Origin of the sequence: Providencia sp. PROV182, assembly GCF_028480325.1 — a bacterium.
In the GTDB taxonomy this organism is placed as follows: Bacteria; Pseudomonadota; Gammaproteobacteria; order Enterobacterales; family Enterobacteriaceae; genus Providencia; species Providencia hangzhouensis.
Genome location: NZ_JAMPOL010000012.1, coordinates 131,019 through 156,220 on the forward strand (window position 1 = coordinate 131,019; position 25,202 = coordinate 156,220).

Sequence of the window (25,202 nt, forward strand, 5' to 3'; positions counted from 1 at the left end):
TGACTATATTTTTTGATGTTCATTTTTTAATGAATTTTAATTTAGTAGTTTAAGGAGTCGATAATGGTTAGTAATAATAATGCACGTCGTTTATTAGGTATGCCTTATAAATTAAGTCGCTCTAAAAAAAACATACGTGTTTCGCTTGGTTCTAAAGATAATACTACAGTTGCAGTACAAAAGAATAAAGCGACAGAAAAGAAGACATATCATTCAGTAACCGTTTTTTACCCAGAATATGTTATTAGTTAATTGAATGTATGTAACCCTCTAGTGTTTACTAGAGGGTTAAATTTAAGTTGTTAAAACTAATTTTCATTAGATTACGTTAGCTCATTTCAATATGCACCACTCATATGAGTAATATTCTAACTCTTCTATTATAGAAATAAACAGTAGTCATAAAATAGATTAAGCGATATTATCTCATTAATTAAAAACTAAAAAGAAAGATGACTATCGGGTGTTATTGAATGAAATTTTATTGTTTCCTGCTATTTTTATTTTGTTTTTCTCTTTCAGGGTGTTCAACTCAATTCAAATCAGATGAAGAAACTAATCGCTTAAAGTTTAATATTCAACACGCAAACACGATTCCTATCAAGGATTCTGTTGAGCCGTTGGCGGTTTCTGACATGTTGCCAGGCGATATTCTTTTATCTTCTGCTACAGGGTTAAATTCATGGGGAATTCGGTTATTTAGTATTAGTGGGGTAAGCCACGCATCTATTTACTTGGGTTTGGGGGAAGTAGCTGAGTCTGTTGGAAGTGGCGTTAGGATCATTACATTAGACCAAGCAGTGAGAGACTCTAACAACATGGTAGTGCTGAGGCAAACAGGCTTAACATCATTGCATGCAGAAAAATTACGCGAGTTTTCAGTTCAAAATAATGGAAATAAATATAATTATAAAGGTATTGTGATGATAGCGCCTTGGATGATCACAAAAAGGGTATGTGAGCTTCCATTAATTGGTGAAACGATACGTAATTTTTGCTTAAAAACTTTAGCTAAAGTTCAATTAGGCGATGATATAGACCAAGCTAATGGTTTCTTTTGTTCACAGTTTGTCCTCGATGCTTATAAATATGCAGGTATTCCCTTATTTGAAGGTAACTCATCGTGGATAACACCTGCGGATATATTACATATGCGTACAGGTGATGTGCCAACTTTCATGCCAACCCAGCGTCTAGCGTATGTTGGGCATTTGAAATCATGGAGCTTTAGTAGTGCAATACGCAGAAAATAGTGTGTAATTTTAAACAAAAAAAAGGCCAACATATAAAGTTGGCCTGCTAAACTGGAAGCAATGTGAGCAATGTCGTTTGTGATAAACCTGAGTGATTTACTCAGGTATTCACGAGGTAAAAGATAACCATTCTCATTTAATAAATCAACCCTTTTTTTTATGTAGTTACTCATTCTCATTCTTCACTTGATTTTGTTTTTTATTTATAAAAAACAAAATGTTGTATATTTATTTCTAATTAAAATTACGTTATTACCCCAAAAAAAATTTTTTAATTGATATTAATGAGATTATTCTTGCTCAGATTAATCATTAATAGGCGTGTTTACGATGCGAAAATTAAAGTTAGGTGTAGTTGGCTTAGGTTCTATTGCTCAAAAAGCGTATTTACCGGTTTTAACGAAAGAAGAAAATTGGGAGTTAGTTGGCGCTTTTTCTCCTAATCAATCAAAGGCAAAATTAGTTTGTGATAGTTATCGAATCCCCCTGTTTAGCAATATTGACGCACTAGCACAGCAATGTGATGCTATTTTTGTTCATAGTGCGACGAAAAGCCATTTTGAAGTAATCAAGCGGCTATTAGAGGCAAACGTCCATATCTATGTTGATAAGCCATTGACTGAATTAACTGAACAATCCGAGCAATTAATTGAGTTTGCAGCGCGACGCCAGAAAATGTTAATGGTTGGGTTTAACCGCCGCTTCTCGCCATTTTATTTGGCAGTTAAACAGGATATTAAAAATATCACGTCTATTCGTATGGATAAGCACCGTATGAACAGCGTAGGGCCGAATGACGCTAGATTTACGTTATTAGATGATTATTTGCATATTGTTGATACTGTAATGTGGATAGCGCAAAAAAATGTAGAATTAATCAGTGGTAGTATTCATAACACAAATGCTGGTGAGCTATTTTATGCAGAGCACCATATGCAAGCTGGCCAAAGTTGGCTAACAACATCGATGCATCGCAAAGCAGGAAGCCAACAAGAGCAACTTATTGTGGTGGCTGAAGACAGTATTCACCAAATAACCAATATGAACCATTGGTGGAACGAAAATGCCATTGGGATTAGCGAGAGAAAACCGGCTAATTGGGATTCGATTTTAGTTCAACGCGGCTTTGATGGTGCAATTCGCCATTTTATTGATTCTGTTTCAAATCAAACTCAACCGTTGGTCAGTGGCGAAGAGGGCTTGAAGGCTCAAAGAATGGTTGAAAAGATGATATCTACAGCGAATACAATCAGTGATTAATTATCTTCTATGTTAAAAGTCATTATCTATTTTATTAAACAGTAAATTTTTAGTATCTCATTACTTTATAGGAACGCGAGATGATACATTTACAAGATAGCTCTGATGTATTGTTTGTTGCAGGATTTGGACCAATAGTTACAGATTATAAAAAAAGTCACTCTTTTTATCTTGAGTTGTTAAAGCTACCTTTAAAACCAATTGAAGAAGGGAGCCAATATTTAACTTGTGAGCAAGAAGGGCTAGAAGGTGTCAAACATTTTGCACTTTGGCCTATAGAGCAAGCCGCTCAATCGTGTTTTGGTCAAGGTGAATGGCCTAAAAACATACCTACCCCGCAAAGCTGGATGGAGTTTGAGGTTTCAGACATTGAAAAAATTACAAAAATTTGCCTTAAAGAAGGTTATGTCTTATTAGTTAATAACCGAATGGAACCTTGGGGGCAAACAGTCACAAGGTTATTAAGTCCTGAAGGTATGTTAGTTGGTTTAACTGTAACGCCATGGCTAAGGGAATAGCTTGTTTTTATTTGTAGTTAGAGATCTCATTTATCTTTGTGGATAAGAGACATTTATTAGTAATTGTTTATAATTTTGTTGTAGAACTTCATTTTAACTATTTTAGGAGGGGTTATGTATAAAACGATTCTGGTCCCTATCGACTTAACAGAAGATGAATTAACCAGTAAAGCAGTCCGTCACGCGGTTAATCTTGCAAAGCAATCCGGTGCTAAAATTCATCTTATTCATGTTTTACCCATTTCTTCAGCAATTATTAATGCGTACGCCTTAGGTTACATGGAAATCAAAGACCGTGCGACGGTGAAAGCGGAAGAAGACATGAAAATGTTAATGGATTCAATTGACTTACCTCATGATGATGTTAGTTATACTATAACGTTTGGTTCCCCGCGAGATGAAGTGATTAATACAGCAAAAGACATTAATGCAGATATTATTGTTATTGGTTCTCGTCGTCCAAATATTACAACTCATCTTTTAGGGTCAACAGCCGCGGGAATAGTGCGCTACGCGGAAACATCAGTACTGGTTGTACGTTAATAATTAGAGAAGAACCTGCTCATCGGGTGGGTTCTTTGTTATTTGATTATTTATATTGCCAATTTAATTAATTTTAGTACTCAAGTTAATTGATCTTACTTATAACAAGGTGAGTTTGAGTCAATATGGAAAAGTTTTCGCAAGAATTACTGCGTGTTGAACACTTTGTTCTGAGAGTTTTGCGTTTTTATTTACTCGCACTTTTGATTTTTTTTCTTGGCTTATTACCCGGTATAGTTGGTTTTTATTTTATTGAAGGTCACTCAGTTGTTGAGTCAATGCTTAATGCGTTGTCTATGTTGAGTGGACAAGCTATTGAGCCGGCTCCTATTACACGAGGAGGTCGTTTCTTTATTGCTATTTATGGTCTATTTTTACAAAGCGTTTTTATTATCAGTATTGGATTAATCGTAACTCCTTTTATTCATCGCGTTTTGCATAAATGGCATTTAGAAGAATAATTTTTGTTGTAATAGTAAGGGGCTTCACAGCTTTTTTTAGTGTAGTAAGACTATACTTAGAAGACTAAAAGGACAATATTCACCCGCTACGCCTAATAACCAAGTTGTAAAAATACACAACAATACAGCTTGAATAAAAATGTAAACATAACTAATAAGGGGCATCATATGTATAAAACAATTTTGGTTCCTGTGGATATATCTGAAGATGTACTAACAGATAATGCATTAAAACATGCTATTTATTTAGCAAAAATTTCAGATGCGAAAATTCACTTATTTCACTCAGTTCCGGATGTTTCAAGATTTTCAATGAGCTACAGTTATCATTATGATTTATTGTCCTCATTTGCTAAAAAAGCACTTGAACGTTCAGAAGAACAGTTAAAAGAAATCATTGAAAAAATTGATTATCCGTCAGACAAAATCTCTTATAAGGTTGAGTTTGGTTCACCAAGAGACAAAGTTTTATCAGAAGCTGAAGCTATTGATGCTGATCTTATTGTTATCGGCTCACGCAATCCAAGTATTTCAACGCATTTATTAGGTTCAAATGCCTCTGGGATTGTTTCCTATGCTAAGATTTCAGTTCTTGTGGTTCGATAAGATAAAATAGCCTGCTTAGCAGGCTATTTTTTGTCTATTAAAAGCGAACAAATCTAGGGTGTTTTAACCGCTTCTTTGGCTTGCTCAATTGCTTTAAGTGCTTGGCTACAAGCTTGCTCTTGTGCATCATCAGGGTAGCTAGCAAGGGCTTTTTTCGCTTCCTCTAATTGTGACTTCATTAATGCAATTTGTTCACCTGCATTGGCTTCATCTTTATATTGTTCTTCAGCTTGCTTAACCAGGTCGTTCATTTCTTTGAAATAAGTATCACAGGTAGCACCTGCATTTGCATTAAATGCAGTGAAAGCCATTAAAAGGCTAAATGCAATTGGAAGAGTTTTTTTCATCATATTTTCGCTTTTAAAATTCATAATATCGTCAGAATAACATCCCATATTCAAAAACGCATCACTCGAACACGTGAATGTTTTTAATTGATAAATTTTTACTGCATATTGAGAGTATTCCTGTTAGTAACTCGCGGTAATAGCATAATTTGCAAAACACAAATGATAATCATTCTTGACTGTGTGCAATGTAAAAGTGTACATTTGAGTACACTTTGAGTAATGATGACAAAAGAGATGATTATGATGAACAAAAAGATGATAAAAACAGAAAGCTGGCCAATCTGTGAGATGAATGTATTTCCTTCAACGATGGATGAAACCCGTTTATGGTTAGAGGAAATGGATATGCTATTGGCAAGAAGAAATGAGTTTGTATTGATATATCCTCCGGTGGTTAAAAAAGAAAAACCATCCTTAGAAGATATGGAAAGCATGAAATATATACGTCGTTGGTTAAAAGATGCAAAAGAAGCGATGGAGCAACATTGTCGTGCTCTGGTTGTTACCCTACAACCTGACGGGCGAGATCAAGACGAAATGGAACGAATGGCACCCATGCTGTCTGCGTTGTACGGCCCTCAAGTTTTAATCGCAAATAATTCCATGGCAGCCAAAGAACAAGCCCAATCAGTTCTAGCTTAGTCGGCTGTGGTTTTACTGATTTTACGGATATAACTGGCGATGATATCGACAGACATAGCAATTTGCTGTTGAATAAATTCATCGCTGGGCTTGAAATCAGCAATACAGAAAGTGGTGATAAACACATCCGCTTTTAGCATTTCTAGGTAGCGTGAAGAAATGCGTAACAATGTTTTTTCATCCACTTTAACGTCAGGAAGCAAAGCCAATTTTTGTGTCAACAGACGATAGCTTTTTACTGGACCTTGCTCAAAAAATGCGTGAGTTATTTCTGGGAAACGGTTGTATTCACCTAAAATTAACCGGTATAACCCAATGGATTCAGGCTTAAGCACATTCAATAAAAATCGAGAACCATAAAAAGAAAGTATGGACTCAATCGTATCCAGTGGTGGTGTTTTTTCGTCGGGCTCTTGAAAAATATCATCAATCATTGATGCAATAACCGCAGCAAATAACCCTTCTTTATCACCAAAATTTTTATATAAGGTTGAGCGAGAGCCCCCAGCACGTTCAATAATCATATCCAGAGTTGCGCCTTCAAACCCATATTGCAGAAAAATTTCAGTTGCTGCAGTGATCAACGCCTGATGCCGACGTTGGCCTTTTGGGGTTTTAGCTTTTAGAGGGCTATTCATGAATGGTTAATCCTACAATTTGTCTTCAATAAGAAAATAACATAACAAATTTTACGAAATAGTTTAAATCACGTTACCTCAATCACAGATTTACCTGAAAGAGATCATCATTTAAGCTGATATTTGTCTTTATGATATTTATAAAGATTAACATGTTTAGATAGATATCTGAATGGTTGTCACAATGTTGGGGGCAAGATGACAGAGCATGTATTAAATGAGCAAAAAACAGACCAAGATGATCCTGTTAATCAGCAACGTGAGGTAACTCGGCTATGTATTGAGTGTGGTTTATTGTTATTGCAACATGGCGCTGAAAGTATGCTCGTTGAACAATTGACGACCCGTTTGGGTATTGCACTTGGAGCAAGCCAAGTCGATAGTGCTATTTCATCTAATTCATTAGTTTTAACCACTATAATTGATGGTCGCTGCTTAACGTCAACACGACGCATTATTGACCGCGGTATAAATATGCATGTTGTTACTGAAGTTCAGCATGCAGTCATCCTAGTCGAACATCATTTGTTAGACCGAAAACAATTAAAAAAGAAATTATTATCAATTAAACCGTTGCGTTATCCTCGATGGTTAATGGTGCTGATGGTGGCACTATCTTGTGCTTGTTTTAGTAGGTTGAATGGAGGTGGATGGGAGAGTGCGTTAATTACATTTTTAGCCAGCGGTTGTGCAATGTATGTGCGGCAAGTGTTAACTTCCCATCAAATGAATCCGTTAATTAATTTTTGTATTACTGCCTTTGTTGCTACCACGGTCTCAGGTTTATTATTGAAAATACCGTATTTGGCTGTGACTGAAACAATTTCGATGGCTGCCAGTGTATTGCTTTTAGTTCCCGGCTTTCCATTAATTAATGCAGTCGCTGATATGTTTAAAGGACATGTTAATACAGGATTAGCGCGTTGGACAATGGCGAGCCTTCTCACTTTGGCTACCTGTATTGGGGTTGTGTTAGCAATGACAATCTGGGGTTTAAAAGAATGGGCATAGAATTTCTATTCTCTTTATGTGAGAAAATGCTATTAGCCGCTATACCGGCAGCAGGGTTTGCTATGGTATTTAATGTGCCTGTAAGGGCATTGAAATATTGTGCCTTATTGGGTGCTATTGGCTATGGCTTTAGAATGATACTGATGACATTAGGATTGCAAATTGAGTGGGCAAGTTTTCTTGCTGCAATTTTAATCGGTATTATCGGTATTCAGTGGTCGCGTTGGTGGTTAGCTCATCCTAAAGTGTTTACTGTTGCTGCCGTGATCCCGATGTTCCCAGGTATTAGTGCCTATATTGCAATGATTTCAGTCGTGAAAATATCGCAATTTGGCTATAACCCTGAATTAGTTGAGATTTTAGTGACTAATTTTTTAAAAGCCTCTTTCATTGTTGGAGCCTTGTCTATTGGTATTTCTTTACCTGGTTTATGGTTATATCGCAAAAGACCAAGCGTGTAATTTTTAATGGTGTGGCTTACTGGCATTCTCGTTATGTGAGTAAGTCATACTTTACTTTTTACTAATAAGACTTAGATATCCTATTAAAGCTGCATAAATTCCGATATGGATGGTGAGCCATAAAATTGGGTCATCGCTGATATCATTTATGCTACTATTTGATTAGAATATGTGATATTTCTTCTTATGCATTAATGTGTTAGAGGAAAAACTAATGCATTTATATTAATTCTTCGCATATATTCTTATTAGTGGTGTTATTTTGAAACAATTTAGCTTGTCCAAATATTATCAATTCATTTTTTCGATTCTATTATTTCTTTTCTCTGCTTTTTCATTTTCCGCACCAAATTCGTTTACAGAAGCTAAAGTGCTAAGTAAAACGCAGGTTTATGCAGATCAAAATCATCAAGGAGAGGGAACAATATATTGTGGTTGCCAGTGGGAATGGGTAGGAAAAAGCGGGGGAAAGGTTGACTTAGCCTCTTGTGGCTACCAAGTGCGTAAACAACAGAACCGAGCTGAGCGTATTGAATGGGAGCATATTGTTCCAGCATGGGTGTTTGGTCATCAAAGGCAATGCTGGCAAAAAGGGGGGCGGAAAAACTGTGTGTCTAGTGACCCTATTTTTGGCCGAATGGAAGCAGATATGCATAATTTAGCGCCTTCTATTGGTGAAGTGAATGGTGATAGAAGCAATTTTAGTTTTGGGCAATTATCCACTAATACACCGTATCCATACGGAATGTGCCGTAGCCGAGTTGATTTTAAACAAAAAGTCTTTGAGCCAAGAGATGAAGCCAAAGGGCAGGTAGCTCGAGTATATTTTTATATGCATGACCGCTATAACTTGTCTATGTCACGTCAACAACAACAGTTATTGATGGCTTGGGATAATAAATATCCTCCAACCTCTTGGGAAATCAAGCGAGATAATCGAATCGCTAAGGTAATGGGACATCATAACCCATTTGTGACAGGGGAGAAAAAATGGAATTTAAATCATAAAAATAGTGCAGAGGGAGTTAATATTTCACCAGTCTCACCCTTAAATCAGCCTCAAGTAATAGAAGCTAAATCTATTGTATCAGATGCGGTTGAAATTAAAGGTAATCGTAATTCTAAAAAATATCATTTTTCACATTGCGCTAGCTTCAATACCATCGCTGATAAAAATGCCGTCATTTTCACTGACGAACAATCGGCTAAAGCCGCAGGTTTTGAGTTAGCGGGAAATTGTAAAATACGCTAATTATCCTTTCAAACCACAATAGTTAACTAACTGATTATTGTGGTTTTACTTTTTTTGTTTTTATGTGTGATAACGAAAAATTTTAATAAACGCCCAAAATTTTGTTAGAAAAATGTTGCTTTATCAAAAAAAATGACGCTATATTTAAAGCAGTGAAAACTGCAATAAAAACATGGACTCATTGGGGCACAAAAAATATTGCAGTTCGTCATATTACTGTCACATAGATTCATTAGTTTAAAAGTATCGCTGTTACAGGAGAAACTAATGGGAAATAAGTGTTTGTACACGAGAATACAAAGCCGGTTACCACTCCATCATGAGATTTCCATGGTGAGATTGGTAACCGGTTTTTTTATTAGCCGAGTTATGGCATGGAGTTACAGCCACATAATAGATATTTGATATTAACTTTGAGCTTGAAGGGAGCTCGCCTCTGTTTTGAATAGTCCGTCATTTGAATTGACATCACTGATACCTGGAAGGGTTAATACTATGAGTAGACAGAAAGCTGCAACAAAGGCACGCCGTGAAATGAAACGTTCATCACGCAAAGATCGCTCAGGTCGTTTTGATATCAATAACGTCGCATCATTTGCTGAATTTACTGGCATTGAAGCTATCGGTATGGCAAAAGAACGGCGTGATGAATCCCCTATATTGCCCAGAAATGAAGCTCAAAAACTCTATATTAATTCCATTAAACATAAGCAATTAATTTTTGCGAATGGCGAAGCGGGATGTGGTAAAACTTACATCAGTACTGCACTTGCGGCTGATGCGTTAATTCATAAAGATATCAATAAGATCATTGTGACAAGGCCCGTTCTTCAAGCGGAGGAAGATCTCGGTTTTTTACCGGGGGATATGTCAGAAAAGTTTGCGCCTTACTTTCGCCCAGTCTATGACGTCTTGGTGAAAAGGCTCGGCGCATCTTTTTTGCAATATTGTTTGCGTCCCGAAATTGCTAAAGTGGAAATAGCCCCATTTGCTTATATGCGAGGCCGAACATTTGAAAATGCCGTCGTGATATTAGATGAGGCTCAGAATGTCACAGTCACTCAAATGAAAATGTTTTTAACTCGGCTTGGTGAAAATGTGACGGTGATAGTCAATGGTGATGTGACCCAGTGTGATTTACCAGAAGGTGTGTCTTCAGGGTTAGCTGATGCATTACAACGTTTTAGTAGTGATGAAATGGTTTCAATGGTGAATTTTACTATAGAGGATTGTGTGAGATCACAATTATGCCATAAGGCATTATTGGCTTATAACCACTAATTAGCATTGCTATTAACTATATGCCCCGCGATTTACCCACGGGGCATAGGTTAGACTCCTATATAGGAAGCCGATTAGTGATAGAGCATCTCATGTACGATTTGCTCATCTGTGAGGGTATATGGGTAATAAGTTGGCCAATTTTCTAGCTGACTTAATAATTTTTCCTGAGATTCATTTCCCATGTATAGGTGGAAATGCCCCGAGGCTTGTGGTTCAATAATATGGTCACTAAACTGGATAAATTTAGGCGCTTTTGAGTTTGCATCTTTGCATTCAAATAAGTAACGAACGCCTTTTTTTCCTGAAGTATAATGAAGAATTTTGTAACCGGCGTAGTCATATTTACAGCTACTTACAGTACCATTTTGAGTAAACTCAATAACATCGTTTTCAATACCAATACTGTCAACATCAGTGGCATAACCTTTTTTATAATATTCACGATACTCTTCAACAGTTTTGTCTTTATTTTTCTTCGCTTTACTTTCTAGAACCTCATCAAGTTTTCCATTTAATAGCAATGGATTAACAGATTCCCAGATGCCTTGCCAGTCACTAAGAGATCTATCTTTGACGTCAGTATCTTCAAAAATCCCTTTTGAAGCTTGTAGCGCTTTCTCTGATTGTGGATGGGAGTGACTATGTGAGCCATGAGCAACAGCAGTATAGCTAGTGAGAGCTAATGCAATATAAAGACTAGTTTTTAAAATTGCCATTTTGTACACAGTGGTTTTCCTATTTTTGTAGTGAATATAACGACCATAAAAACAATTATGTTATAACATAACATTAATGGGTATGAAAAGTATTTTAGGGAGTTTATTGTTGAGGAATATAATGGCTAACAACTTGGTGAAGACAGGCAAGATCAGGAAATAAGTTCACTTATTAGAATTTATAAACCAATAAGCGAACTAAATATTTGAAGTGAAGTTAATCGTCAGGATTATCCATTACAGCATGGCGCTCATGATGGTAACCTTCCTCATCATAGCCATATCGCCAGTAAGGGATCGCATAGATATCATCACGACCAAAACCTTTTTCACGACGAATATAACGACGCAAATCACGAATAATTTGGTCTTCACCCGCAATCCAGAAAGTGCAGTCGCTGCTTGGGATGTCCCAAGACTTAAATGTGCTAATTAATTCAGCGGTTTTGGTGATATCACCACAAACCCAAATCACCTCAACTTGTTCAGGTTTTTTTAGTTCTCTTACGTCTTTTGGGTTATCTAATCGTAGTACAACTTTGCCTTGGGCATTCGCTGGCATTTTTTCTAATAATGCGGCGATAGCGGGTAGGGAACTTGAATCACCAGCCATGAAGTAATGTTGTCTGGCAGGTAATAATGGGTCTGGGCCACCTGGATTGGTAATTCCCATCCAATTTCCTGGTTTTGCATCCCGAGCAAATAGATATGCAGGGCCAGTTGCGCCATCATGCATAGCAAATTCAATATCTATCTCGCTAACTTCTGGACGGATGGCTCTGACGGTATAGGTACGAACAAATGGGCGAGGTTTGTCTTCTGGCCAGCTACGGCCTTCTTTACTTAGGATAGGGAGTGCGGGCTGGCTGATTAAATCAGGGGCTAAAAATATTTTCAGGTGCCCACCTTCACAATCTGTTGGGTATGTATTGAGTCTTTCACCGGTGAAAGTAATACTACGAATAGATGGGCTGATATCGGTTATGGATTTGACTTGAATGAGCTGTGGTGGAGCCGGGCGGTAGATGTTTTTTTCAACAGGTTGTTCAGTGGCCACGGACGATCTCCTTTATTAATGATAATTTTATTATATGGTAATTATTATCATTATCATGAATAAACTTGCAAGTTGCAACCGCTAGCGGATGATTGGGGGCGGATATTTATATAGAGAGATTTTCAGCAGTAGAGAGGGCAATTCACGGTGATGAATCGTTAATTTTAATAAAAATGCCGTATGATTTTTAGCATACGGCATATCGAACGGTAAATTACTTCACTTTCATTCCAGCGGCGGTCATCATCAATTTAAACACTGACGAAAATGCAAATAAAGCAAGTACACTTCCGAACCAGATAATGGCCATCCAACCGAGTTTTTTCCACCAAGGAGAGGCACTCACGCTATCAGTGGTAGCCTTGCTCTGGGGTAATTTTTCCTCTGAAGACATAGTAACTCCAATAGGTATAAACCAAAATAACAGGAATAATGAATAACGCACCCACTAACATAAAGCCTAAACTTTCGGATGGGCCTGCGGCATCACGGAAACTTATTGCAGGTGGAATGAGCGTTGGCCAAATGCTGATACCTAGACCAGTAAACCCAAGGAAAATTAACATTAAAGCCGCTAAGAATGGCACGCTGTCATGTTGTTGGCGCTTAGCGTTTTTTAGGATCAACCAAGTACAGGCTAATACCAGTAACGGAACAGGTAAAAAGAAGAACAGGTTCGGCAGTGAGAACCAACGCTCAAAGATTGCCTCATTTAACATTGGGGTCCAGAAGCTGATTACCGCAATGACCGCTAACATCAGTAATGTTAATGGTTTTAGAACGCGATACATTGTGCTACGTAAGTGGCCTTCAGTTTTCATGATTAACCAGCCACAAGCTAGTAGGGCATAAGCGACCACGAGGCCAAATCCGCAAAATAGTGGGAAAGGTGCGAACCAATCGAAGTAACCCCCCATGTAAACACGGTTTTCCACATGGAAGCCTTGGATAAAGGCACCAACTACCACACCTTGAACAAAGGTGGCAAAAATTGAACCCCAAATAAAGGCGTGATCCCAATGGCGGCGGTGTGATTCGTCCGCTCTAAAGCGAAACTCAAAGGCGACGCCACGGAAAATCAAGGCCAATAACATGAAAGTTAACGGAATTGACAGGGCATCAAGGACAATCGCATAAGCGAGAGGAAAGGCGCCAAATAAAGCGGCCCCACCTAAAACCAACCAAGTTTCATTGCCATCCCACACAGGGGCAACGCTATTCATCATCAGATCACGGTCTTGGCTATCTTTTAGGGCTGGATAGAGAATACCGATCCCCAAATCGAAACCATCCATAACAATATACATCAACATACTAAATACGATGATGACAAACCAAATGAGAGGTAAATCAATGCCCATGAGCTGCGTCCTCCGCGATACCTTTACGAATTAATTTCATCATGTACATGTAGCCGATACCGAAAACCCCACCGTAAACCACAAAGAAGGCGACTAAACTGATGCTCATGTGTATTTCACCATGTGCACTGACCGCATCAGAGGTTCGTTGTAGCCCATAAACAACCCATGGCTGGCGGCCTATTTCTGTTGTAAACCAACCTGCTAAAATGGCAATCAAACCAGAGGGTGCCATGACGAACATAAAGCGCAGGAAGGTTTTGGATTCATACAGATTTTTACGATAACGCAGCCATAAACCCCAGACTCCAGCCGCTATCATTAATAAGCCCAACCCGACCATTACACGGAACGACCAGAACACCATAAACACGTTCGGCCTGTCTTCTGGCGCGTATTCTTTTAATGCAGGCACTTGTTTATCAATACTGTGGGTTAATATCAGGCTCGCAAGATACGGAATTTCGATGGCATATTCGGTTTTTTCTTTCTCTTGGTTTGGAATACCAAACAAGATTAGCGGGGTGGCTTCACCGGGTTTGTTTTCCCAGTGACCTTCCATTGCGGCCACTTTAACCGGTTGATGTTTAAGTGTGTTTAGGCCGTGAGCATCACCGATTAAAGCTTGAACAGGGGCTAACACTAAAATCAACCACAGGGACATGGAAAACATTTTTTTCATGGCACTGGATTTATTGCCTTTGAGTAAATGCCATGCCGCAGAAGCACCAATAAAGAATGCCGCAGCAAGGAAAGCAGCCGTGGTCATGTGCAATAAACGGTATGGAAACGATGGGTTGAAAATAACCGCAAGCCAATCAACAGGAACAATACGCCCATCGATGATTTCGAAACCTTGCGGTGTTTGCATAAAACTGTTAGATGCCAAAATCCAGAAAGTGGAAATGATGGTACCTAATGCAACCATGCAGGTGGCAAAAAAGTGCAGTTTTTCACCCACTCGGTTTATGCCAAACAGCATGACACCAAGGAAACCGGCTTCAAGAAAGAACGCGGTTAATACCTCATACGTGAGCAATGGGCCGGTAATTCCACCCGCAAAATCTGAAAAGAAACTCCAGTTGGTACCAAATTGGTATGCCATCACCAATCCAGAAACAACGCCCATTCCGAAATTAACCGCAAAAACTTTCGACCAAAAGTGGAACAGTTTTATATAGTCCTCGTCACGAGTTTTAAGCCATAGGCCTTGTAGCACCGCAAGGTAACTTGCTAGCCCAATAGTAATGGCTGGAAAAATAATATGAAACGAGACCGTAAAAGCAAATTGTATACGGGCAAGTTCCAGCGCAGTTAGTCCAAACATATTGACCCCTGAGTGGATATGTTAATGGCACGCAATATTTAACGTTTTGATGAGAGCAATTGAGGCGCTAATCCCTAGCAAAAGGAATTGCTCACACCTGAATGCAAAATAACCGCAATTCAACGAAAAATTTTTTGTGCTTATAGTTAAAAAAAAGTCAGGTGAATGTGTGGATAAGTAGAACATGAGACGATAAACTATAATAGTAACAATTATTGGGATATTAACTATAACAGTTGAGGCGGCTATGACGAGATACGAACAATTAGCAGCGCAAATTCGTCAGCAAATTGAAGACAATATCTGGCAAGTGGGCGACAGATTACCTTCATTGAGGGAAAGTGTTAAACAGTCTGGTTTAAGTTTAATGACTGTTGTGCAAGCATATCAGTTACTTGAAAGCCAAGGATGGGTCGTTGCTCGGCCGCAATCAGGGTATTACGTGGCAAACCGCAATAATACATTTGCTGCCGCAAAAGGAGGAAAAGGGCTACATTTGAATGAAAATGTAGAGATTAATGCCTCTATTTTTGGTGTCCTACAAGCTTGTAAGGACCCGAATATTATCCCATTTGGCTCTGCATTTCCAGAACCCGCCTTATTGGATGATCCAAAACTCGCGAAGTCTCTTGCGTCTGTTGCTAGGCGCTTATCGAAATTTAATACCCCGGCTAATTTGCCTCCTGGTAATGAACAACTGCGTCGTAACATTGCTCAGCGTTATGCAACCCAAGGGATCCATGTCGCTCCGGATGAAATCGTGATTACAGCAGGGGCAATGGAATCTTTAGTTTTGAGTTTACAATCGGTGACTCAGCCCGGGGATTGGGTCGTTATCGAATCTCCTGCATTCTATGGTTCACTTCAGGCAATTGAGCGGTTAAAACTTAAGGCCATTGCCATTAAAACAGACCCGTTATTTGGTATTGATCTTGACGCATTAGAGGATATTGCGAGCAAATATCCAATTAAAGCCTGTTGGCTAATGACGCATTATCAAAATCCATTAGGCGGAACGATGCCGCAAACAAACAAAAGACGTCTGGTCGATATCCTTAATAAGCATCAAATTACTTTAATTGAGGACGATGTTTATGGGGAACTTTATTTTGGTAGCAAACAGCCAATACCCGCAAAGGCACTTGATACTAAAGGTAATTTCTTTCATTGTTCTTCATTTTCGAAATGTTTAGCACCGGGGTATCGTGTGGGTTGGGTGGCTGCAGGCCAACACGCGACAAAAATTCAACATTTACAAATGATGAGTACCGTTTCTGCCAGCGTTCCCACGCAATTAGCTATTGCGGAGTACTTATCATTAGGGGGATATGACAGCCACCTTCGTAAACTGCGTTTAACGATGGAACAGCGTCAGCACCAAATGTTGAGTGCAATAGCAAAATACATGCCTCAGTCAGTAAAAGTTAATACACCAAAAGGTGGGTATTTTTTATGGCTAGAGTTTGAACCGCCGTTTAATGCAATTCGGTTGTATCAACTCGCACTAAAAGAAGGGATCAGTATCGCGCCGGGGAGCATGTTTTCCACAAGTGACCAGTTTAACCATGCATTTCGTCTTAATGCATCGTTTACATGGAATGAGAGGGTGGAGGAAGCAATGAAAACTTTAGGTCGTTTATGTCACTTTTTAATCAATGAGAGGCGTGATTAGTCACATTATCGTCGTTAATTCATTGCCCTGAAAGATTAACTTTGCCAATCTAGGTATAAATCTAAATGTGTTAGCAGCAACAGACGGGAGGTAATGTGAAAATAAAATGTTTTGACATAATGGAATTACCTATCCTTGATTGGAATGATGGTGCGGGGGCCAGCCAAGAAGTGTTTTGCTGGCCGGTTGCATCGGACTATTCATTACGCGCAAGCATTGCAACCATTAACCAAGATAGCTATTTAAAGCGCTATGCAGAAGGGGAAAGGCTGGTGGTATTGTTGAATGACCAGCCGCTTCTTTTAACCGATACCAAAGCGTTTGAGCATCGCCTAGAGCGCGCAGGTGATCACGCCCAATTTTCAGCTCAGCAATTTTGCGCGGTAAAAGTCTCAGAGCCATCAGTTAAGTTAATGAATTTTATTTTTCGAGATGATAGGTGGGTGGCTATAAACTATTTCATCACTGAAGATTGTAGATTACCCGCCAACCAAGCGGGGTTAGTCTACGTGCTCAATGGCGAATGGGAAATTTCAGGGGCAAATTGCCATCATATGGCGCAAGGACAAGGAGCGTGGTGGTTACCTGATATCGGTGAAGGAGATATAAAACCACTTAGCACCGATAGCAAGTTAATCTGGATTGAGTTATTACCCCGCTAACTGGTTGCTAAACCGATAGCGGCTAGCGTTAGCATTCCACCTGCAACACCTTCGGTTATACGACGTTTTTTATCATTATAAGCTTGTTTATTATGCATGGATGCAAATAATGCACCTATTACGCCGTAGATCACGACACACGAAAGTATAAAAGTGGCTGAAAGTATTAAGGATTGGACAGCGACACTTTCTGTTAGCTTAATGAAATTCGGTAAAATAGCAAAATACACCAGTAACCCTTTGGGGTTAAGAAAGCTAGTTAAAAATGCTTTACCCACGACCGCCTTTGTTGACACAGTTTGAATTCTTAAGTCTCCGGCTTTCATTGCAGATAACACCATGCAAATAGCAAGGTAAGTGACATAAGCGACCCCAACCCATTTAATGGTGTGGAAAATCATGGGTGAAGCTGCAACAATCGCCGCTAAACCAAGTGCAGCCAGAATCGCATGTGCCACATAACCCAATATAATACCCAAATTCGCTTTCAAGGCCGCTGAGGTTCCTCCCGATAATCCTTGTGCGGAAATAAATAGAATGTCTGGGCCTGGTGTGCAGACTAAAGGGATCACGGTTGCGCTAAATAAGAGTAAGTTCTGTAACTCCATTTCAATTCCTCATTATTGTTCATTGTTATTTTCACGCAACTGGCCAGTAGCGATAAAATTATAGCGATAATCCAATGATATTGGGTTTTTTTATTGCTTTAAAATAAACAAAAATTGGTATTTAATATCATTAATTAATATAAAATTGAGGGGGGATGCCAATGAAGGAAAGCAGGCTAAAACTGGATGCCATTGATAGGCATATCTTACAAGTATTACAAAGAGATGGAAAAATTCAGAATATTGAATTAGCTAAAGAAGTGGGGCTTTCCCCGTCACCTTGCCTACGTCGCGTGAAATTACTTGAAGAGGCTGGGGTTATCAAACGTTATGTAGCGGTGTTGGATGGCAGTAAAATTGGAGCGGGCCTTTCTTTATTTGCTCGTATTTGGTTTAAAACACAGGATGCTAAAACCATCAACCAATTCGTTGAAGACATTAAACAGATGCCTGAAGTCGTCGAATGCCATCTAATGGCTGGGGAATGTGATGCACTGATCCGTATTGTGACGGAAGACTTAGCTTCATATCGTCGTTTCCATGCGGATCATTTAACACAAATTAGCAGTATTCAAAGTATTAAGACGGAGGTACCAATGGAAACGGTTAAGGTTACTTATGCTTTACCACTTTGATGATAATAGCTAATAGAGCGATAGTGACAAATTGAAAATGCTTAACGATTAATTTTAATTATATAAATTAAATATGATAAATATGATAAATATGATAAAAATGATAAATAGTCACTATGCTTTATTTGTTGGAGAGATTTATTTTTATAAGATAAAAATAAATAATAATACAAAAATGAACGGATGAACATTTTTTGAATTTTAATTTTACAAATTGAAATATTATTATGATTATTTTAATGTTAACAGGTTAGTTTTATTTTATTTTTGAGTATTGTCTAATTGGCTATTTAGTTTTTATATAGCGACTTATTTGATGAGATTATTCTCATATAATGAGAACGTTGCTGAGTAATAATTTGGCTGTGCTAGCAGTATCAGCTAATTGGTTGATATCTAAATAATGAAAGGAAAGTTTTTTTGATCTTGCGCAACATCATATAATGCCACTAACTTATACTGCCATTAATACTAAATCAAAATAAAATAATGCGAATATTTCTTATTTAAAAAATATTTTCAATTTAATCGGTAATGATGTGAGTCTTTATAAGCATTTTTCTAATTGTCACAGGTATTGTCATACCCGTCTATTAATTGATTATTTGCGATCTGAGTCCAATTGAAAATTCAACGAATAATAGGAACTATTTGCTCATAAATTGAAGGTAAATTTATGATCTATCCTATTACAGATAGAACAATCTCTACAGTAAATAACCAAAAGTTTAAGCGTTATGCTATTCGCTATTTGGATATTGAACAGCAAACACAGCAGGCAATTATCGAATATGGACTTAATTTTGAAGACCCTTTTGCACAGCAACATGAGATTGAACAACTCAAACTAGATATAAAAAGTAAAGGCGCAATTTTTTCGAATAGTGGAAAGAGTATACATTGTAATTGGCTATCAAGTGCTTGTGTACAATGCCGTACAGGGGAAGGGAGTCACACGACATTTTTATCTTTAAAATGCCACCGCGATTGTTACTTTTGCTTTAACCCAAACCAAGAAAACTATCATGAATTTCAAGAGGAAATGCGCGATGCTATTAGTGAAGTTGATGCGATAGCAGAACAAGGTTATCCACTTACCCATATCGCACTAACAGGAGGGGAACCTCTACTTTTTCGCCAAGAAAGCATTGCGTTTTTCCAAGCAGTCCAACAGAAATTACCTCTGGCTCATAGCCGTTTATATACAGCAGGTGATCCATTAGACCGTAATACGGCATTAGCTCTAGCTAAAGCTGGTCTACAAGAAATCCGCTTTAGTATCAAAATTGATGATCCTAAAGAACGAGTTACTAAAGTTTTACATCGCATTACTTTAGCTCGCGAAATTTTTCCAACTGTAATGGTGGAAATGCCCGTGATCCCCGGTACAGAACCGCAGATGTATCAATTACTTACTCAGCTTGATGATATTGGTATTGATGGTATCAATTTATTAGAGTTTTGCTTTCCACTAACAAATAGCGAGGCTTATCAAACTCGCGGGTTCATGCTTAAAAACCCACCTTATGAGGTGTATTACAACTATTGGTATGCAGGTGGATTAGCTGTCGCACAGAGTGAACTAGCCTGCCTCCGTGTTCTTAAATTTGCACTAGAAAATCAGTTATCTATTGGAGTGCACTACTGCTCTTTAGAAAATAAGCATACTGGGCAAGTGTACCAAAGCAATGCTTTTTTTGAACACAACGAACAAATAATAGGAAAGCATTATATTTTTTCCTCTCGGGATTATTTTTTTAAAAGCGCCAAAGTTTTTGGTGACGATTGTGAAAAAGTGGCGGTTTTATTGAAAAACGCAGGCGTTTCTTATCATCAAGAATTGTTGCATGGATTTTTGCAGTTTAATCCTGAAGCAATTTGCTTATTAACCCCGCTAGCCAAACTACCTATTGCATTGACTTCCCATATTATTGAGCCCGATGAACAGGGCAATCCTTTAATTAAAGAAGTGCGAGTTGAACTCACCACACCCACTGAATTTTTATTGACTGACCTGTAGGGAAACATTTATGACCAATGATGACCAAATTTTAGATTTTCTTTATGCGCGTCAATTTGCTTATGACGTATTACGGCGCTTGTTTATGGAAGAACCGACGCCAGAATTATTAAGTTATTTAAGTGATTCAGGGTTGTTGTTATTCCCCTGTGATGAAGCATTACCTGCAATGAAAAATGCGATAAATGAGATGCATAAAGACTTAAACAATAGGCGGATACAAGCCAATAACGAAGATTTCGAAAATTTGCATTGGGATTTTACTCGCTTATTTATTGGCCCAGAAGCCCCGCCGGCAGCGCCATGGGAATCAACGTATGTTTCTCGTGACAAATTGTTATTTCAAGAAAGTACCTTAGCAGTGAAGTCTTTTTATGAACAGTATGGCGTTCACTTGCCAGAAGGTGATATGGAAGCCGCTGACCATATTGGTTATGAGTTAGATTTTATGTGGCATTTAAGTCTGCGTATTACTGAAGTTATTGATAGCGAAACTGAAAACGTTGATTGGACTAAAGTAAACGCATTATTACTCGGGTCTGCGACATTCCTGAATACCCATTTATTGGCTTTTATTACGCCATTTTGCCGCTCAATGTATAACCATGCAGAAACCGTATTTTATCGTCAATTAAGTTCATTACTTGAACTTTTTTTACGCAATGATATTAAAAAAATCAATGAATTAGTCAATTTATAATAATAAAACAAAATGAAGAGGTAAGAGCAATGTCAGAAAGACAGAAAATAGCCTTAAGTCGCCGTTCATTTATAGCTTGGACATCAGCGGCATCAGTAATGGCTACGTTACCGCTGAGTAAGCAATTATATGCGGCAACACCAGAGGAGGAAAAAGCAGTTGCACAAGCCACTGATGCAGTGACTCAAGGGAAATGGAAACCCGTAGCCTGTTGGCATAACTGTGGTGGCCGCTGTGTTAATAAAGCATTGGTGGTCGATGGTGTCGTTGTTAGACAAAAAACAGATGATGTAGTTGCAGATTCTCCTGATTTCCCACAACAGCGAGGTTGTTTACGTGGTCGTTCACAACGTAAACAAGTCTTTGGGGCGGATCGTCTGAAATACCCCATGAAGCGTAAAGGCTGGGCCCCGGGTGGTGGGGACAAAAGCTTACGAGGACGGGACCAATGGGTGCGCATCAGTTGGGATGAAGCATTAGATATTGTGGCATCAGAGTCGAAACGTATTAAAGAAAAATATGGTAACGAGTCTATTTGGATCACGGGTGGTAACGGTGTTGATATCCAAAACGTTTACGCCAAAGCGGGGGGTTTTGTTGGGGATTGGGGAACAACCTCGTGGGGAGCATGGTTTGAAACACCAGCCCATTTAGGATTACTTGAAGGATTTTATACCTTTGGTACCAATGACCGTTTTGATATGCGTAACTCCCAGTTGATCGTGATGTGGGGGGCAAACCCAGCGTGGAGTAGCCCGGGTAGCCCAACCTATAATTATTATCAGGCAAAAAAAGCTGGGGCTCGCTTCATTAGCATTGACCCAAGTTATACGACGACGGCAGAGTTAATGGATGCAGATTGGTACCCCATCAATCCGGGTACTGACCATGCATTAGCACTGGGTATTATGTACGCACTATTAGAAATGGATAGCCCTGACAGTCCGTTGATTGACTGGGATTTTTTACGCCGTTGCACAGTTGGTTTTGATGAAAGTAATATGCCCGCAGGCGCAGACCCGAAAGGGAACTTCAAAGATTATCTATTAGGCACCTATACGGGAGAGCCAAAAACACCTGAGTGGGCCTCTAATATTTGTGGATTGTCAGTGAGTGATATTCGCACTTTGGCACGTGAAATCGGTGGCACCAACCGAGTTGCATTGCTTACAGGTTGGGCACCTGCTCGAATTCATAATGGTGAAGGGTGGGTGCAAGCATTCTCAACCTTAGGCTTTATGACTGGCCATATGGGAAGGCCTGGCCGGATGACAGGGGTTAGTTGCCATTTCGCTGCTGGAAATAATGGCACGCGGCTCGTTATGGCGGGAGCAAGTGGGCTACCTTCAGTACCAAATCCAGTCAGTTTAAAAATCAACCACAATGAACTTAACCGTGCATTACTAGAGAAAAAATTCCGCCAACGTGGTGTGGGAGATGTCGATGCAAATATCCAAATGATCATTCATCCATTTAATGCGACGTTGCAAACACGGGCTAATATTTCACAAAGTGTTGAGGCCTACCGTAAAGATGTGGAATTGGTTGTGACTGCAGCGTATGTTCCGCATACTTGTGCCAAATATTCGGATATTGTCTTACCGGTGACGACTGAATGGGAGCGTGAAGGAACCATATTAAATCCAAGTAACCGTGAAGTTATGATAGCTGCGGTGAATGTAACGCCACCACTTTATGAAGCGAGAAGTGACCAATGGATCGCCAAAGAAATAGGTAAGCGTCTAGGTATTAATGTCGATGAAGTTTTTCCTGTTTCGGAAAAACAACAATTTTTCAATAAACTCAATGGCGCAACAATCATTGGTGAAGATGGTAAGACAACAGAACCATTAATCACAATCACTCAAGCGGACATTGATGAATGGCAAGTAACAGGCAAGCCACAACAGGGGCGAATTACCCTCAATGAATTTCTTACTGTTGGGAAATACCAAGTAAAACGGACTGCTGGTGATAACTATGGCTATATTGCCTATGAAGATTTCATTCGCGACCCACAGGCCAATCCACGACCAACACCAAGTGGCAAATTTGAAATTTACTGCCAAACATTAGTCGAAAAAGCCGATGAGTGTGGCTGGACTAAATTACCACCAATTCCTGAGTATATTCCGTCTGCAAGTGGTTACGAGGCTAGCTTTAGCGATTTCTCGAAGAAGGAGAAAGGGGATTACCCATTCCAAATCTATAATCCACACTATTTACGCCGCTCTCACAGCACGCTTGATAATGTGCCTTGGTTACGTGAGCAGTGGCCAAGCCCAATTTATATCAATGCGTCTGATGCGAAACGTTTAGGTATTAAACACGGTGAAACTGTGTTGGTCACGAGCCCACAAGGGAAGATTGTGCGCCCTGCATTGGTGACACAAACGATGAAGCCGGGTGTGGTCGCACTACCCCATGGCAGTTGGACCGATGTTGACGAAAAAACAGGGATAGATATGGCGGGGGCCGACAATACGCTAACCATTCAAGTCCCTACAGGGCTTGGTACATCAGGGTGGAACACGATGCTATGTAATATCGAAAAATGGCATGGTGACCAGTTAGTTCCAGATGCAGCAATTCCACAGCGTATTATATTTTAGGGGGCAATAAGAAATGGATAAACAAGTCGGATTTTATATTAATGTTGCCACTTGCATTGGTTGTAAGACCTGTGTTGTTGCATGTAAAGACAAAAACGACCTTGAAGTCGGGCGTAACTTTCGCCGTGTGTATGATATTGAAGTGGGGGAGTATCCACGTCCTCGGACTTGGCACTTGTCTATTGCCTGTAACCATTGTGATGATCCGCAATGTGTAAGTCATTGTCCTACCACCGCAATGCACAAACGAGAGGGAGATGGCGTTGTCTTAGTCGACCATGATAAATGTGTGGGTTGCCGCTATTGTACGTGGGCTTGTCCATATGAAGCACCTCAGTTTGATGCCAGTATTGGAATGATGACTAAGTGCGACACTTGTCTTGATCTCCGTGAAAAAGGAGGAAATCCAATGTGTGTTGATTCTTGCCCTATGCGTGCGATTGAGTTCGGTCTAATTAGCGAATTACGTAAAAAATATGGCTCGAATGCAGATATTGCCGGGCTACCTAGCTCAAGTATTACCAAACCGAACCTAGTTGTCGGTACAAAAGGATAAGGAGAATTATCATGCATGAATTTCCGTTGGTGATTTTCACCTTATTTATGCAAGCTTCTGTGGGGTGCTTGTTAGTTTCATTAGTATGCTATTTTCGTGTGCTTGAAGGCGGAAATAACCTACAAAGCGTCCAGTTTATTAAACTGCCTGTTCTAGCTAGTTTTGTTCTGGGCTGTGTTGGGTTATTGGGTTCATTATTTCATATGGGTAACCCGCTACACATGTTTTATACCATGTTGCATGTATCGACCTCATGGATGAGTCGCGAAGTGTGGGCGACTGCAATTTATATGGCGCTATTATTTTTCAGTGTCGCGCTGCTATTGCTGAAACAAAAAGCGAACGCGTTGCTACTGTTGCTTAGTGCGTTAGCAGGTATTATCTATATGTACGCAATGTCAGCATTGTATGCTAACACCTTGTTTAATCTCTGGAATGGCTTATTTACCTACGCCAGTTTCTTTGGGGCGGTATTACTGGTTGGTGGCGTGATAGCGGCATTATTACTGGTAGGTTCTTTACGTCGCAATGATAAAGAAGAGCAATTAAAGCGAGTGGTTAAAATTACACTTGGTATTGGTGTTATTGGGATCTTACTTATGCTGCTGGGCACATTATCTCTACTCGGAAATATCGGGGAGCCTATTTATATGGGAATGACGCCGCGTGAACTACCTGAGGGTTTAGTGAACTTAAGCATTGTTAGAGTTATACTTATTGCATTAGGAATCTTGTTTGTTGGCCGTTTACTGTGCCAAAAAAATGGGCGCAATGTAAATGCAACATTTGTTATGTCACTGGCAACACTCTGTATTTTTGTTGGTGAGGGGGTTGGCCGAGTGGTATTTTTCTCGCTGGGTGGTTAATGCCTTTAGAGGCAAAATGATATTTGCCTCTAATTATATAATGTTTACCAATAATATGAACCGAGGGGAATCTCCCTTCGGTTTTTTTAGCTTTCTTCACTCTCAATAACCCTTTATATAATAAGGAATTA

Annotated in this window: 28 protein-coding genes; 20 read left to right on the forward strand and 8 right to left on the reverse strand. The window is 39.2% G+C overall.

Annotated features, from left to right (window positions below; translation table 11 throughout):
• Nucleotides 1-63: 63 nt before the first annotated feature.
• The 7 genes from sra (at nucleotide 64) to PR834_RS11195 (ending at nucleotide 4,641) form a co-directional block, all read left to right on the forward strand.
• Nucleotides 64-252 carry a stationary-phase-induced ribosome-associated protein gene (gene sra / locus PR834_RS11165; RefSeq protein WP_004263968.1) on the forward strand — a complete coding sequence of 63 codons (189 nt, stop codon included), beginning with the start codon at nucleotides 64-66 and terminating at the stop codon, nucleotides 250-252.
• A 221-nt stretch (nucleotides 253-473) separates the two neighbouring features.
• Complete coding sequence (locus PR834_RS11170) at nucleotides 474-1,253, forward strand: YaeF family permuted papain-like enzyme (RefSeq protein ID WP_136135188.1); 780 nt, start codon at nucleotides 474-476, stop codon at nucleotides 1,251-1,253.
• 330 nt (nucleotides 1,254-1,583) lie between these two features.
• Complete coding sequence (locus PR834_RS11175) at nucleotides 1,584-2,513, forward strand: Gfo/Idh/MocA family protein (protein WP_136135189.1); 930 nt, start codon at nucleotides 1,584-1,586, stop codon at nucleotides 2,511-2,513.
• 80 nt (nucleotides 2,514-2,593) lie between these two features.
• The gene (locus PR834_RS11180) at nucleotides 2,594-3,031 is read left to right on the forward strand and encodes a hypothetical protein (RefSeq protein ID WP_004263976.1); all 438 of its coding nucleotides are present in this window, start codon (nucleotides 2,594-2,596) and stop codon (nucleotides 3,029-3,031) included.
• A 114-nt stretch (nucleotides 3,032-3,145) separates the two neighbouring features.
• Complete coding sequence (locus tag PR834_RS11185; RefSeq protein WP_004263978.1) at nucleotides 3,146-3,574, forward strand: universal stress protein; 429 nt, start codon at nucleotides 3,146-3,148, stop codon at nucleotides 3,572-3,574.
• Nucleotides 3,575-3,699: 125 nt separating this feature from the next.
• On the forward strand, nucleotides 3,700-4,035 hold the full coding sequence (locus PR834_RS11190; RefSeq protein ID WP_004263981.1) for a hypothetical protein: 336 nt from the start codon (nucleotides 3,700-3,702) through the stop codon (nucleotides 4,033-4,035).
• 168 nt (nucleotides 4,036-4,203) lie between these two features.
• Nucleotides 4,204-4,641, forward strand: coding sequence for a universal stress protein (locus tag PR834_RS11195; protein WP_004263984.1), 438 nt, complete (start codon nucleotides 4,204-4,206; stop codon nucleotides 4,639-4,641).
• 53 nt (nucleotides 4,642-4,694) lie between these two features.
• Here PR834_RS11195 and PR834_RS11200 read toward each other — a convergent pair whose 3' ends face one another.
• A complete protein-coding gene (locus PR834_RS11200; protein WP_036958707.1) occupies nucleotides 4,695-4,988 on the reverse strand; it encodes a DUF5339 family protein in 294 nt (97 codons plus the stop codon).
• Between the two features lie 243 nt (nucleotides 4,989-5,231).
• On the opposite strand from PR834_RS11200, the gene PR834_RS11205 reads away from it, so the two are divergent.
• Nucleotides 5,232-5,633 carry a hypothetical protein gene (locus PR834_RS11205; protein ID WP_242452152.1) on the forward strand — a complete coding sequence of 134 codons (402 nt, stop codon included), beginning with the start codon at nucleotides 5,232-5,234 and terminating at the stop codon, nucleotides 5,631-5,633.
• Here the strand turns inward: PR834_RS11205 and PR834_RS11210 are convergent.
• On the reverse strand, nucleotides 5,630-6,271 hold the full coding sequence (locus PR834_RS11210; RefSeq protein WP_262960821.1) for a TetR/AcrR family transcriptional regulator: 642 nt from the start codon (nucleotides 6,269-6,271) through the stop codon (nucleotides 5,630-5,632). The two genes, PR834_RS11205 and PR834_RS11210, sit on opposite strands and share 4 nt — an antisense overlap.
• A gap of 198 nt (nucleotides 6,272-6,469) precedes the next feature.
• Here PR834_RS11210 and PR834_RS11215 point away from each other — a divergent pair, with 198 nt between their 5' ends.
• From PR834_RS11215 to phoH, 4 genes are all read left to right on the forward strand, one after another.
• Nucleotides 6,470-7,282 (forward strand): threonine/serine ThrE exporter family protein, encoded by an 813-nt coding sequence (locus PR834_RS11215; protein WP_004263992.1) that lies wholly within the window; start codon nucleotides 6,470-6,472, stop codon nucleotides 7,280-7,282.
• The gene (locus tag PR834_RS11220) at nucleotides 7,273-7,743 is read left to right on the forward strand and encodes a threonine/serine exporter (protein ID WP_004263995.1); all 471 of its coding nucleotides are present in this window, start codon (nucleotides 7,273-7,275) and stop codon (nucleotides 7,741-7,743) included. The genes PR834_RS11215 and PR834_RS11220 overlap by 10 nt, the downstream gene beginning before the upstream one ends.
• 298 nt (nucleotides 7,744-8,041) lie before the next feature.
• On the forward strand, nucleotides 8,042-8,995 hold the full coding sequence (locus tag PR834_RS11225; RefSeq protein ID WP_232062800.1) for an endonuclease: 954 nt from the start codon (nucleotides 8,042-8,044) through the stop codon (nucleotides 8,993-8,995).
• Between the two features lie 495 nt (nucleotides 8,996-9,490).
• Nucleotides 9,491-10,276, forward strand: coding sequence for a phosphate starvation-inducible protein PhoH (gene phoH, locus PR834_RS11230; RefSeq protein WP_094962486.1), 786 nt, complete (start codon nucleotides 9,491-9,493; stop codon nucleotides 10,274-10,276).
• 74 nt (nucleotides 10,277-10,350) lie between these two features.
• Here phoH and zinT read toward each other — a convergent pair whose 3' ends face one another.
• The 5 genes from zinT to PR834_RS11255 form a co-directional block, all read right to left on the reverse strand.
• Nucleotides 10,351-10,995, reverse strand: a complete 645-nt coding sequence (zinT, locus tag PR834_RS11235; RefSeq protein ID WP_110592581.1) for a metal-binding protein ZinT — start codon at nucleotides 10,993-10,995, stop codon at nucleotides 10,351-10,353.
• A 217-nt stretch (nucleotides 10,996-11,212) separates the two neighbouring features.
• Entirely contained in the window at nucleotides 11,213-12,052 is an 840-nt protein-coding gene (locus PR834_RS11240) for a siderophore-interacting protein (RefSeq protein WP_272536656.1), read from the reverse strand.
• A 214-nt stretch (nucleotides 12,053-12,266) separates the two neighbouring features.
• Nucleotides 12,267-12,398 carry a DUF2474 domain-containing protein gene (locus PR834_RS11245; protein ID WP_306821397.1) on the reverse strand — a complete coding sequence of 44 codons (132 nt, stop codon included), beginning with the start codon at nucleotides 12,396-12,398 and terminating at the stop codon, nucleotides 12,267-12,269.
• 4 nt (nucleotides 12,399-12,402) lie between these two features.
• Nucleotides 12,403-13,413, reverse strand: a complete 1,011-nt coding sequence (cydB, locus tag PR834_RS11250; protein ID WP_004264011.1) for a cytochrome d ubiquinol oxidase subunit II — start codon at nucleotides 13,411-13,413, stop codon at nucleotides 12,403-12,405.
• The gene (locus PR834_RS11255; protein ID WP_262960822.1) at nucleotides 13,403-14,740 is read right to left on the reverse strand and encodes a cytochrome ubiquinol oxidase subunit I; all 1,338 of its coding nucleotides are present in this window, start codon (nucleotides 14,738-14,740) and stop codon (nucleotides 13,403-13,405) included. Before PR834_RS11255 ends, cydB begins: the two co-directional genes overlap by 11 nt.
• A gap of 247 nt (nucleotides 14,741-14,987) precedes the next feature.
• On the opposite strand from PR834_RS11255, the gene PR834_RS11260 reads away from it, so the two are divergent.
• A complete protein-coding gene (locus PR834_RS11260; protein WP_272525183.1) occupies nucleotides 14,988-16,412 on the forward strand; it encodes an aminotransferase-like domain-containing protein in 1,425 nt (474 codons plus the stop codon).
• Nucleotides 16,413-16,507: 95 nt separating this feature from the next.
• Complete coding sequence (locus PR834_RS11265; RefSeq protein ID WP_226616984.1) at nucleotides 16,508-17,074, forward strand: HutD/Ves family protein; 567 nt, start codon at nucleotides 16,508-16,510, stop codon at nucleotides 17,072-17,074.
• Here PR834_RS11265 and PR834_RS11270 read toward each other — a convergent pair.
• Nucleotides 17,071-17,682, reverse strand: coding sequence for a LysE family translocator (locus tag PR834_RS11270; protein ID WP_272525182.1), 612 nt, complete (start codon nucleotides 17,680-17,682; stop codon nucleotides 17,071-17,073). The genes PR834_RS11265 and PR834_RS11270 overlap by 4 nt on opposite strands.
• A 155-nt stretch (nucleotides 17,683-17,837) precedes the next feature.
• Between PR834_RS11270 and PR834_RS11275 the strand changes: the two genes are divergently transcribed.
• The 6 genes from PR834_RS11275 to PR834_RS11300 all read left to right on the forward strand — a co-directional run bounded on the left by PR834_RS11275 (nucleotide 17,838) and on the right by PR834_RS11300 (nucleotide 25,071).
• On the forward strand, nucleotides 17,838-18,317 hold the full coding sequence (locus PR834_RS11275) for an Lrp/AsnC family transcriptional regulator (protein ID WP_004264035.1): 480 nt from the start codon (nucleotides 17,838-17,840) through the stop codon (nucleotides 18,315-18,317).
• 676 nt (nucleotides 18,318-18,993) lie between these two features.
• Complete coding sequence (locus PR834_RS11280; RefSeq protein ID WP_272536657.1) at nucleotides 18,994-20,337, forward strand: radical SAM protein; 1,344 nt, start codon at nucleotides 18,994-18,996, stop codon at nucleotides 20,335-20,337.
• A gap of 10 nt (nucleotides 20,338-20,347) precedes the next feature.
• On the forward strand, nucleotides 20,348-21,037 hold the full coding sequence (locus tag PR834_RS11285) for a TorD/DmsD family molecular chaperone (protein ID WP_004264043.1): 690 nt from the start codon (nucleotides 20,348-20,350) through the stop codon (nucleotides 21,035-21,037).
• A gap of 29 nt (nucleotides 21,038-21,066) precedes the next feature.
• Nucleotides 21,067-23,649 carry a molybdopterin-dependent oxidoreductase gene (locus PR834_RS11290; RefSeq protein ID WP_262960823.1) on the forward strand — a complete coding sequence of 861 codons (2,583 nt, stop codon included), beginning with the start codon at nucleotides 21,067-21,069 and terminating at the stop codon, nucleotides 23,647-23,649.
• A 13-nt stretch (nucleotides 23,650-23,662) separates the two neighbouring features.
• Entirely contained in the window at nucleotides 23,663-24,205 is a 543-nt protein-coding gene (locus PR834_RS11295; RefSeq protein ID WP_181489643.1) for a DMSO/selenate family reductase complex B subunit, read from the forward strand.
• Between the two features lie 11 nt (nucleotides 24,206-24,216).
• Complete coding sequence (locus tag PR834_RS11300) at nucleotides 24,217-25,071, forward strand: dimethyl sulfoxide reductase anchor subunit family protein (RefSeq protein ID WP_262960824.1); 855 nt, start codon at nucleotides 24,217-24,219, stop codon at nucleotides 25,069-25,071.
• Nucleotides 25,072-25,202 lie beyond the last annotated feature (131 nt).